Origin of the sequence: Paenibacillus provencensis, assembly GCF_042678545.1 — a bacterium.
Lineage (GTDB): Bacteria > Bacillota > Bacilli > Paenibacillales > Paenibacillaceae > Paenibacillus > Paenibacillus provencensis.
The window spans coordinates 93894-106059 of record NZ_JBHTKX010000002.1 but is presented as its reverse complement, the minus strand read 5'-3'; the positions used below and the strand labels follow the sequence as shown (position 1 = coordinate 106059).

The 12166-nt window shown below is 45.9% G+C and carries 7 protein-coding genes; 1 reads left to right on the top strand and 6 read right to left on the bottom strand.

Going from position 1 to position 12166, the window contains the following annotated elements; translation table 11 throughout:
* Window positions 1-202: 202 nt before the first annotated feature.
* From mqo to ACFQ3J_RS16645, 4 genes are all read right to left on the bottom strand, one after another.
* Window positions 203-1738: a malate dehydrogenase (quinone) gene (mqo, locus tag ACFQ3J_RS16660; protein ID WP_251583087.1), complete on the bottom strand. Its 1536-nt coding sequence runs from the start codon at window positions 1736-1738 to the stop codon at window positions 203-205.
* A gap of 596 nt (window positions 1739-2334) precedes the next feature.
* Window positions 2335-3894, bottom strand: a complete 1560-nt coding sequence (gene pckA / locus ACFQ3J_RS16655) for a phosphoenolpyruvate carboxykinase (ATP) (RefSeq protein ID WP_251583191.1) — start codon at window positions 3892-3894, stop codon at window positions 2335-2337.
* A gap of 273 nt (window positions 3895-4167) precedes the next feature.
* Window positions 4168-4881: a response regulator gene (locus tag ACFQ3J_RS16650; RefSeq protein ID WP_251583088.1), complete on the bottom strand. Its 714-nt coding sequence runs from the start codon at window positions 4879-4881 to the stop codon at window positions 4168-4170.
* 28 nt (window positions 4882-4909) lie between these two features.
* Window positions 4910-6505: an ATP-binding protein gene (locus ACFQ3J_RS16645; protein ID WP_251583089.1), complete on the bottom strand. Its 1596-nt coding sequence runs from the start codon at window positions 6503-6505 to the stop codon at window positions 4910-4912.
* Between the two features lie 284 nt (window positions 6506-6789).
* Between ACFQ3J_RS16645 and ACFQ3J_RS16640 the strand changes: the two genes are divergently transcribed.
* Entirely contained in the window at window positions 6790-8094 is a 1305-nt protein-coding gene (locus ACFQ3J_RS16640) for a CitMHS family transporter (protein ID WP_251583090.1), read from the top strand.
* 211 nt (window positions 8095-8305) lie between these two features.
* On the opposite strand, the gene ACFQ3J_RS16635 is transcribed toward ACFQ3J_RS16640, so the two are convergent.
* Window positions 8306-9841, bottom strand: a complete 1536-nt coding sequence (locus ACFQ3J_RS16635; RefSeq protein ID WP_251583192.1) for a glycine betaine uptake BCCT transporter — start codon at window positions 9839-9841, stop codon at window positions 8306-8308.
* 469 nt (window positions 9842-10310) lie between these two features.
* Window positions 10311-12164 carry a hypothetical protein gene (locus tag ACFQ3J_RS16630; RefSeq protein WP_251583091.1) on the bottom strand — a complete coding sequence of 618 codons (1854 nt, stop codon included), beginning with the start codon at window positions 12162-12164 and terminating at the stop codon, window positions 10311-10313.
* Window positions 12165-12166 lie beyond the last annotated feature (2 nt).

Here is a 12166-nt window from a genome sequence, read left to right as displayed (position 1 = left end):
GTGTATTCCTCATAAATATGTATTTTTTATAATGATAATGATTATCATTATAAGTATGAGTCAATTATATTTTAAAACCTTTCGATTATCAAACCATTTTCCATATTTATATATAAAAGCCTTAAATCCAAGCTCGGATTCAAGGCCCCTATACTATATTATTTATTTTAATCCAGGCAATTTCTATGCTAAGCTGAAGCAGCTACATGCTTCCATTAAGCTTCATTGGTGAAGTTTTGATAGAGTCCTGCTCTATACTCCCAATACCTAATATCTCGGACGTTGATGCAGAGATCTTCTGAAGCATCGCGCGATCCTCTACCAGCGATATGCCATAGGAAGGAATCATTTCTCTTATCTTCGGTTCCCACTCTGTCATATACTGCGGGAAGCACTTATTCAGTACCTCAAGCATGACATGAACGGCAGTAGAAGCACCCGGAGAAGCGCCGAGCAATGCAGCTATCGAGCCATCTGCAGAACTAACTACTTCTGTACCAAATTGAAGGGTTCCTTTGCCGCCCTCCTCTGTGTCCTTGATCACCTGTACGCGCTGGCCGGCCACGACGACCTCCCAATCCTCGCTTTTGGCATTCGGAATAAATTCGCGCAGCTCCTCCATGCGCTTCTCATTGGAGAGCATTACTTGCTGGATCAGGTATTTGGTAAGTGCCATTTCTTTAGCACCTGCCGCGAGCATCGTCATGATATTGTTCGGATTAACGGAACCGATCAGATCGAAATAGGAGCCCGTCTTTAGAAACTTCGGTGAAAATCCGGCAAACGGCCCGAACAGCAATCCTTTCTTGTTATCAATGTATCTGGTATCCAAATGCGGAACCGACATAGGAGGGGCACCGACCTTCGCTTTGCCGTATACTTTGGCATGATGCTTTGCGATGACCTCCGGATTGTTGCAGACCATGAACAGACCGCTTACCGGAAAGCCTCCAATATGCTTGGATTCCGGGATGCCGGTCTTTTGCAGCAAAGGCAGACTTCCGCCTCCGCCTCCGATAAAGACGAACTTCGCCGTATGATATTCGGTTTGTCTGCTATGGATATCATGTACCTTCACTTTCCACAATCCATCACTGGTACGCTTGATATCCTTTACGCTATGGTTATAGTTGATCTCCACATTCCTGCTCTTGAGGTGGTCAAACAGCATGCGCGTTAAAGCGCCAAAATTGACGTCTGTGCCGGAGTCAATTTTGGTGGCAGCAATCGGTTCATTCAGGGTACGGCCTTCCATGATCAGCGGCATCCATTCCTTCAGTTTCTTAGGATCATCAGAGTATTCCATTCCTTGAAACAGAGGATGATTTGAGAGCGCTTCAAAACGATTTTTCAAGAAAGAAACATTCTTCTTCCCCTCCACCATGCTCATATGAGGGATCTGCATAATAAAATCCTGAGGATTACGAATGAATTTGCGGTTTACAAGATAAGACCAGAACTGTTTGGACAGCTGAAACTGCTCATTAATATTGACGGCTTTGCTGATATCGGCAGATCCGTCCGGTTTCTCGGAGGTATAATTAAGCTCGCACAATGCAGCGTGGCCTGTACCCGCATTATTCCATTCATTAGAGCTTTCTTCTCCCGGCTTTCCAAGCTTCTCAAACACTTTGATTTCCCAGTTCGGAGCGAGTTCCTTGAGTATCGCACCCAGCGTTGCGCTCATTATTCCTGCACCAATTAAAATAATGTCTGTATTTGTCTGTTCGTTGCTCATTGAAACCCTTCCTTATCGTATATTTGAAAAAAAGGGTAGGCGCTCTGCTACGATGTCACAATAAGCATAAGCAAGGCGTCACCTAGGAACACAGATCGTATGCTCCAATTGTTACCATACCATATCTGTTGTCTTATTTTGTATAAATTAATCCGTGTTCTTCACTCACCATTATAAACGATTCACTATGGATAAAAAAGTATAAAGTCTTTATTACTCCTTGTCGTACGAGTCCCGATTCAAAAAGAAACGGGTCCCCGCACTAGGGAACCCGCTTTCGCACTATCAGGATTTGCGTAAAGACAAAATGCCGCATAAGGTAGAATATGGTGTATCCACTAAAGTGTTCTCAGGCTCGGTAAATAGACTAACTGCACCAACATTGAATATAACTCCTGTTACGATGGTTGAATTCAACAATCCGTACGCGATTAACACCCCGACAGTTGTTTTAATTAACTTCTGGCAATAACTCATTCCAATTGCGGCAGTTTACCCTATTTGTGATTTTATCGTGGAGCGAACGCTCGCGCTTCAACAAATATAGCCCTCAAATGACCTTGGGCCATTTGAGGGCTATTGTTAATACGTTGATTTTACGTTAACACCGGACCTGCCATTGCGATATCTTCCGGGACAACGCTAATGAATTTTTCGAAATTATGGTTAAAAAGTAACGCCAGCTTGCGAGCCTGGACCATATAGTTGGATTTGTCGTCCCAAGCGTTTATCGGCTGCAAAATATCGACTGGAACCCCGGGCACCGAATCGGGTATAGGCAATCCAAACACGGGATCTTTAGCATAAGACGCATTCTTCAGCGTTCCGTCCAGTGCTGCAGTAACCATGGCGCGAGTATATCGCAAATTGATTCGTTCGCCGATACCATACGGCCCGCCGATCCAACCGGTATTAATCAGGTAAATATCGACGTTATGCCGCGTAATTCTATCGCTCAATAAATCCGCATATACACCCGGGTTAAGCGGCAAGAACGGCTCTCCAAAGCAGGCGGAGAACGTCGCTTCCGGATCGGTCACTCCTCGTTCGGTACCTGCGAGTTTCGAAGTGTAGCCCGACAAGAAATGATAGATCGCTTGCGGTTTCGTTAATTTGGCGACCGGGGGCAATACGCCGAAAGCATCGGCGGTCAAGAATACGATCGTGTTCGGGTGTCCGGCCGCACCACCAGCAAAGGCGTTCGGAATATAATCCAGAGGATATGCGGCTCTCGTATTTTCCGTGTAGCTGTTATCGTCGTAGTCTGTAATACGGCTGACGGAATCTACGACGACATTTTCGAGTACAGTACCGTACTTGATGGCGTCCCAAATCATTGGCTCTTTCTCAGCGGAAAGTCCAATACACTTTGCATAGCAGCCGCCTTCGATGTTATATACACCCTTATCGGACCATACGTGCTCGTCGTCACCGATCAACTGGCGAGCCGGGTCGGCCGAAAGTGTTGTTTTACCTGTGCCGGATAGACCGAAGAACAAGGCGACGTCGCCTTTTTCCCCAATATTTGCGGAGCAATGCATCGGGAACATGTCTTTCATCGGCATCAGGCCGTTCAGAATGCTGAATACGGATTTCTTCATCTCGCCGGCATACATCGTACCACCGATCAGCACGATCTTCCGCTCGAACGAGATGAGAATGAAGGTTTCGCTCGAAGTTCCGTCGATAGCCGGGTCGGCTTTAAGTCCCGGAAGATCGATGATCGTAAAATCCGGCTGCCCGGTGAACGGATTGTCCGCCGTAGGACGAACTAGCAGTTGGTGCATAAATAAGTTGTGCCACGCCAATTCGGTAACGACGCGGAATTTCATCTGATACTCGCGGTCTCCTCCGGCAAATCCGTCAAATACGAATACATCGCGGCTGTTCATGTAATTTTGCGCTTTCTCGTACATCCTGAGGAAATGTGCTTCGGAGATCGGACGGTTAACAGATCCCCAATGAATCGAATTCGTGATGCCCGGCTCATCGACAATATATTTGTCCTTCGGAGAACGGCCAGAATATTTACCGGTTAATACTTGCAGGGCACCAGTGGAAGTCAACCGACCCTCGTTGCGGGCTAAAGCGAGCTCTATCAAGCTCGGAACCGAAAGATTATCATGGACGACGCCGGTATCTTGGAGCAAGCGCATTTCATCAGTAATAATTTCCGAACTCACAGTTGTTACCCCTCTCCATTTGGAATGTTTACAACGCCGGGCTGGCGTCACCGGGAATATTGATGAATTACTCTCTCACAAATCCCGGTACGCACTTGAAAGCGCGTTCAATGATTCCAGCTAATCAGCTGGAGACAATCCATGAAATATACTTTATTTGATTATATAGTGAACATTATTTATCGCAACTTAAAGTGAATTAGATTCATTTTCGTCATATATTTCACGGGAGAGGGGCAACCCGTATCAGCTTAAATGCCAACTGTATTTTCGCTCTGGACGGCCCACTGTACCATAGACGGTTTCAACATTCAACTCGTTTATCGATACCATGTATTCCAAATATCTTCTTGCAGTCGAATGGCTAGTGCCGGCGAGCTCGGCCACTTCGTCTGCTCCGACCGGTTTGCCGATGGATTTAATTGTCTCTCTCATCGTTTTTAAAGTAAATCTGTCAATGCCTTTCGGCAGTTGCGTCGGTTCTGCCTGGGACTTCAATGCGAATCTCTCTCCCTGGCCGACAGCCCGGAATAACCGGTCGACTTCTTCTTGCTCCATCGTCTTCTTCCGGGTCAATTGCTCGAATGCTTCAGCATACCGCGAGAGGATGATCAGAAATTTGTCAATCATAATCGGCTTGATGAAATAACTGAACGCCCCGCCGTGAATCGCTTGGCTAACCGTCTCCGTATCATTGGCCGCAGTAATCAGGATGACATCGATTTTTTCATTCTTCTGGCGCACGTTTCGAAGCAAGTCCATCCCGTTCATATCCGGCAAATGCACGTCCAGCAGTATCAAATTCGGTGTATACACCTCCAGCAGATCTAGCGCCTGAGAGCCGGTTGCGGCAGTGGCCACCACTTTAAACCGTTCCTGTTTGTGCGTAATTTGTTCGTATATTTTGGCCGCTGTGGGGTCATCTTCTACGATCATAACCTCAATCGGAGATTGATTCACATGAATACCTTCTTTCTGATAGGACTATTTATGATAATTTCGGTATTACTACGGTAAATCTCGCTCCGCCCGCTCCGCTCTTGTCGATATAAATGGCGCCATGTAGGGCCTCAAGCTCGTGATTCACAAGTGCCAGACCCAGCCCCCTGTTTCTTCCCGGCTTGGAGGAGTATCCGTCGGAGAAAATGACACCGGTCTTGTCTTGCGAGATGCCGGGTCCGTTATCCTCGATGTCGAACACAATGTCATTTCCGAAATCCGTGAACGAAACAGAGACTTCAGCCTCATGGCCTCGCAGCTCCAGCGCCGCTTCAAGACCGTTGTCGATAATATTACCGATGATGGTTACGAGAGACTTCGCATCCACACTAACGGGCAGGTCGATCAAACGGCTTTCGGGATCGATGATAAGATTGATCTTCATTTCTTTCGCCCTGTTGATCTTCCCTAGCAGGCATGCCGCAATTAACGGATCTTTTACGGATGAAACCAAAAAAGCGATGATATCCTGCCGCTCCTTCACCTCGTCCGTAATCAGTTCTAACGCTTTATCGTAATGCTTTAGAGCAAGCAAACCGTAAATCGTATTCAGCTTGTTCAAATACTCATGGTTTTGCGCGCGCATGTTGTCGGAGAACGCTTTTATTTTGGAAAATTCATTGGTAAGCTGCTCAATTTCAGAAACGGCATAAAAAGTAAACACGACACCGATCACCTTGCCCCCTTGAATAATCGGCATTGCCGTCAACGCATAAAGCCGGTCGTCAAAGAAAACCCTTCCATGCTGTACGCCCCGCTTCGATTCGATAACCTCCTGCATCACCGTCTGCAGTTTCGGATTGGAAAGCTTGCTGCCGACAGCAAAAAGCTGCCATTCCGGCAGTTCGCGGGCCCTCTTGTTCATATGGATAATGTTCTGCTGCTTGTCGACGGCGACGATTGCATCACGGATTGACTCGAATGTTGCTTCGCGCTGCCGGTACAGGAATGAAATTTGTTCCGGTTCAAGTCCGAGGAAGAGTCTCTTCACCCGGCGTGCGATCAAATACGCGCCCGCACAGCCAAAGACAAGAAGCAGGCTCGCGAACCCATACAGACCGCGGCGATAGGTTTCGCCCACATCATTAATTTTATCCGTCATAAACCCGACAGATGCGATGCCGATAATTTCCCCTTCAGCGCTGCGGATCGGCGCTTTTCCACGCAAGGACGCCCCTAGCGAACCTACCGCTTCGGAGACAATCGACTGACCGCTCAGAACGGAAGCATTATCTTCACCCTTCATCATTTCACCAATGCGGTCCGGATCCAGGTGGGAGTAGCGAATTTCTTCCTTGTTGCCGATGACGACGTAACTCGCCCCCGTTTCTTTGCGAATGGACTCCGCAATCGGCTGAATAGCGTCAGATGGATCGGGCGCGGCGAAAGCGGCAATAATCCTCGGATCGTGCGCCGTCATTTTCGCAACCGTCAACACTTGCTGACCCATGTATTTGGTAATAATCTGATCTACTGTAAGCGAGAAAACCGTCCAGAAGAGGACCAGGCTTGCAATCAGAACGGCGGATATCAAGAGAGCAATTTGGGTAAACAAACTGACACGAATCTTGTTCATTGTCCGCATCTCTGACCTCCCTTGCTGTATCTTAAAAGTTATACTTTATTAGAATAGAAGGATCTAAAGTCTACCATTGTCTATGCTGCTAGATTTGTCTATTGTACCAAACCGATGAATTCGCTTCCACACCGTAAAGTCCATAAATTTTATAAAAATAATGATAATAATTTATTAAATCTATTCGTCTTGAAGTTGCTTGTTTATAATTTAAGAAATTATCCAAATTTGTAACCGCTTTCCGAAAGCGCTTCACCCGATGTTGTAGCTCGATGAAAATGGAGGTATACACTATGTTATCATTACTCGGTTTCTTGATGGTTGCCACATTTATGTATTTGATCATGTCTAACCGACTTTCAGCTATGGTAGCGCTTATTCTTGTTCCCGTCCTATTCGCACTCATCGCCGGATTCGGCACAGACCTTGGCCCTATGATGATGGATGGGGTGAAATCGATCGCCCCGACAGGCGTAATGCTCATATTCGGTATTTTGTATTTCGGCATTATGATTGACGCCGGATTGTTCGACCCACTGGTAAACCTGACCTTGAAAGCCGTTAAAGGGGACCCGATGAAAATTGTCGTCGGCACAGCGCTCCTTGCCCTGTTCGTTTCACTCGATGGTGACGGTTCCACGACCTATATGATCGTCATCGCGGCGATGCTGCCTTTGTACAAGAAGCTGAACATGAACCCGCTCATTCTGTCGGCCGTAACGATGCTTGCAGGAGGGGTAATGAATCTTTTACCATGGGGAGGTCCTACAGCAAGAGCGATAAGCGCACTGAATTTGGACGTTTCGCAGGTGTTCAATCCCCTTATTCCGGGAATGATCGTTGGGTCTTGCTGGGTCGTTCTGGTTGCCTTTTTTATAGGGAGGAAGGAACGCAAGCGGCTTCAGTCCAGTAAATATAGCCTTTCAATGGATCTGCAAACTTTTGCCGAAGAAGCTGTAGCTGCCGACATTCCGGATTACAAGCGGCCTCATCTCATTTGGGTAAACCTGGCGCTAACGGTCGCATTGATGGCAGGATTATTGGCTGATGTCATACCACTTATGATTTTATTCATGATCGCGTTCGCGCTTGCGCTGATGATCAATTACCCGAAGTTGGAAGCGCAGAAAGAACGGATTACAGCCCATGCCGGAAACGCGCTGAACGTAGCTTCGATGGTATTTGCCGCCGGTATTTTTACAGGAATTTTGAGCGGTACGGGAATGGTAGATGCAATGGCTCATACGATGGTCAATATGGTGCCCGAGTCGCTCGGTCCGTATTTGCCGATCATTACAGCAATAACGAGTATGCCGCTGACCTTCTTCATGTCAAACGATGCTTATTACTTCGGCATCCTGCCCTTGCTTGCAGAGGCCGCAACCACATATGGGATTGATCCCGCACAAATGACTATCGCTTCGCTGCTCGGTCAGCCCGTTCACTTGCTGAGTCCACTCGTTCCGTCCACTTATTTGCTGGTCGGTCTGGCCGGTGTTAATTTTGGCGATCACCAGCGGTATACATTGAAGTGGGCGATCGGCACAACGCTCGTCATGCTTGCAACGGCTTTAATCATTGGTGCCATAAGCTTATAAGGAATAAAAAAAGGGAGACGCTGAATTTGGCGTCTCCCTTAACTTGTCCCGGGCAGGTAGCAGGGATAACAACCCTAGCACCGCCTTTTCTTTATTTTAACTGATTTAGACACAATGTGAGCTGTCGCCTCAAGCGAACCAACCTGCTTTTGGGACAGGCCCTTTGTGTCAGCATTTTTTTGAGTTGCGTTATGCTATTGGACTTAGAAGGCTATGTTGATTGATTGGGCGTTTTCATCTTCTTACTGCTTCTGATCTGTCCGATCCCCAGCTCTCTAGCCTCCTGATTAAGTGATTTAATGAAGCTGACAACCATTAAGCCCATGACGATTGAGAACGGAAGCGCAGCTATAATCATCGTGTTCTGAAGTGCCTGTAGTCCACCGGAATAGAGCAGCGCCAGCGCAGTAATGGACAGAAAGATTCCCCATACGACTTTAATTTGAGTGCTCGGATTTTGGGAGCCGTTGGTAGTCATCATACCGAGAACAAAGGTACCCGAATCCGCCGATGTTACAAAGAACGTTACAATAATAATGATGGCGAGAATGGACAACACCATGCTCATCGGGAAGCCTTCTAGAACACCGAATAGAGATTCTTCTGCTGATAAAGAAGAGATGGACATCGCTCCGGACACTTCGGTCATAATCGCTGCACTGCCAAAGGTCGTAAACCATAGGAAGCCAATAAGTGAAGGCACAAGCAATACGTAGATAACAAACTCACGAATGGTTCTACCCTTGGATACCCTGGCAATAAACACACCGACAAATGGAGACCAAGCAATCCACCAAGCCCAGTAGAAAATAGTCCAGCCGTTAATCCAGCTTCTGGCGTCTTGATTAAGCGGAGCAATTCGAAAGCTCATGTTGATGAAATTTTGCAAATAACCTCCGATTGTATCCATGAGCAAATTCAAAGTGAATACGGTCGATCCCAAGAAAAATACAAACAGGAAGAGAACGAGCGTCAGCCCCATATTCAAATTACTAAGAATCTTGATTCCTTTGCTGATGCCTGTAAGCGCAGATATCATAAAAAGAATGGTCAGAATGACAATAATAATCGTCTGAGTCACATTGTTGCTCGGTGTCCCAAACAAATAGGAGAGACCTCCGTTGATTTGCGTTGCACCAAAGCCCAGTGTTGTAGCAACCCCTATGACTGTGGAAATTACAGCGATAACATCAATTACCTTACCCACAAACCCATCGGCATGTTTGCCAATCAGTGGTCTTAATGTACGGCTGATTAAGCTGAGCTCGCCTTTTCTGAAGGTAAAGTAAGCAATAACGAGGGCAACACAGCCATAAATCGCCCAGGCATGAATGCCCCAGTGGAAAAAAGTAAACCGCATGGCGTCTTTAATTCCTTGATCTGTGCCAAGCTGCCCTGTAGGCGAGCTTACGGCATAATGGCTTATCGGTTCTGCCGTGCCGTAGAAGATCAAGCCGATTCCGACACCTGCACTAAATAACATGGCAAGCCAGGTCGGGCGTGAGAATTCCGGCTTATCCTCCTGCTTGCCAAGCTTGATTTGGCCGACAGGACTGACCAGCAAATAAATACATACACACACAAACACAGTAACGATCCCTAGATAATACCAGCCGAATTTATCCGTGATAAAATTTTGTGCTGTGGTTGTGATGCTCTCCAGCGAGGCAGGCATCAATATCCCCATAAGAATTAGAACAGCCAGTATTGCAATTGAAGCATAAAAAACAGTTGAAGCCTTCTTCATATTAAACATACAACTCCCCCATCTTTGATTTTGTCGCGGTGGGTTTTTTTGGCGATTGAAAACATTATAGAAATGCTGAACCCAAGTAAGTAAGAATCGTTCCTGAGGATGCTAAATCAATCCTTGAAGTGGAAATGCAGAATCGTTCTTTTTCGAGGCACTTTATTAGTGTAACAATGAAAATTACATCCGGCACATGCGATATTCACGCCTCAAGCGAGTTAAACACCTCTTAACCACGCTAAGGGCTATTGAACCTGCTAACTCTCACAAATACTCCCTTAGAAGTTGTATTCGGCCGTATTTGAACAGATCCCGAGTAAGAATGGAATTTATTCACTCAAAGCTTGGAGTGTGTTAGTGCCCTGTTTCCCCAAATCTCCCCTTCTTTGTAGTCAGCCTCAACGAAAAAATGACCATCTGCTCTTATCCAAGCAAATGGTCTTTCTTTTTCTTTCACTTATGGCAGTCAGACCAAGGTAAGTACGATCTGTTCACCCGAACGGGTAATTTTATAGATGCCCTCCTGCATGTCAACATCATAATGCTTTTTTAACAACCGTGTGGCATCGGAATCGGTCTCCACAACGACCAGATAATCATACCCGCTTAACAAATTGTCCATATTGTCTTCATAAAACAGAACGATTCCATCCACATTTGGAGCATACAAGAAATATTTCCCGACATATTGCATGTAATAGTTCGTTACCTGCTGATCCGCATCAGATCCGTAAAAAAGGTACCTGCTGTCATCTTCTTGACCATTTTTGTACCACCGATCACCGGTAACTGAATAAATTTTGTATGGAAGTGTGGTTTCATAACTTTTGGCGATGGAGACAATCCCATTGTACTCCGATAACAGCAAGGTGACGGCAACAGCTGTACAGATCATAATGCCTTGTTGGTAATACCCTTTTGTTTTGACACTCTTAAATGCACGATAGTCAGGCACTTCACCGATTCTATAGTGGAATGATCGCTCCATATCCACAGCTGTACAAAGCACCAGCCCGCCGGCGAAGAGTACTACTATACTTGATGCATATCGCTCAAAGCCCGCCAGCCTGATCGCCTCATCCAGTGGCATAGAATAAATGTATAGCCCAAGAATGCCTGCATAGTAGAGCAAGAGGACGACATCGAGTGCTATCAGCACTTTCCACAAGTTCCATTTTTTCTTGAGCACTACAGCTGCAAACACAGAAGCAATGATAGCTAAGAGATGAAAAATGACGATCCCTATTGCTGGACGTGTGGCAAGATCAGTACTGGAACTAAGAAAAAGAGACAAAATCTCACTCATTTGCTCTGAGGTCTTCACCAGCTCAAGACCAGAGGCAGCAACATCGAATTTATTCTCTACCCCCTGGAACATGGTCTTCATACGCCAGCTCCATCCGAAGTAAGGGAGTAATGCAGCGCAAAACGCAGCAACAACAATAAGTGTATTTTTCCAGCTACGATTATCCGAGCGAATCAACCAATGATATGCCAAGTAGAGTAAGCCGATTGCCGCAAAAATAATACCCGTGCTTTTTATAATGGTTAACAGACCCGCAAGAGGTAGAACTATAAGACAGGCTCGTTTTATATCATTACGATATTGATGAACTACGGCAAAGATCGCAAGCGCATAAATCGGAAGCAAAAAATCCACAAGCAAATTGTTAATCCGGATGGTCAGATTGAAATAGGAAAGTGCAGAACAGCCCAACCCAAGAAATGCATATAGAAGAAAACGCCTCTTCTCCGATACGATGCCAAACATAGCATAAAAACAGGAAAAGATGAGAAGCCCTTGTGCAACCAGCATGATGGACTGGGAGTGACCCGCAAATCGGCATACATAATAAAGAAAAGACGTGACACCAAGCGGATAATTTTTATAATCGATGAGATTGGATTCTGGTGTCGGAAAAGCATCTGTGCTGAGCAACTGCTTCAAGACAACAGCCCAATGGGAAAAATTATCATAGTGCGTCAATTTGTTCTGGAATAACATGATTAGAAAGATACAGCTTCCTATAAGAAATGAAATCTGAAATATGGAAAAAGAAATACGAAATGAAGCACCTTGGCGCAGCCAGGACAGCAATAATAAAACAAAAGCGAGCAGACCTACAATCATAACGACAAGACTGCCAATAAAGAGCTGCCCTGCCAAGCCGCTAAAGAAAACGATACATGCAATGGACGAGAACACAAATACTGGGATGAACTCCCATTTCAGTGATAGTGTCTTCCGTATAAGCAGCATGTAACCCACAAAGGAGAATACCAATAAGACTCCTGTCAACATTTGAAGCACAATCAGCATTT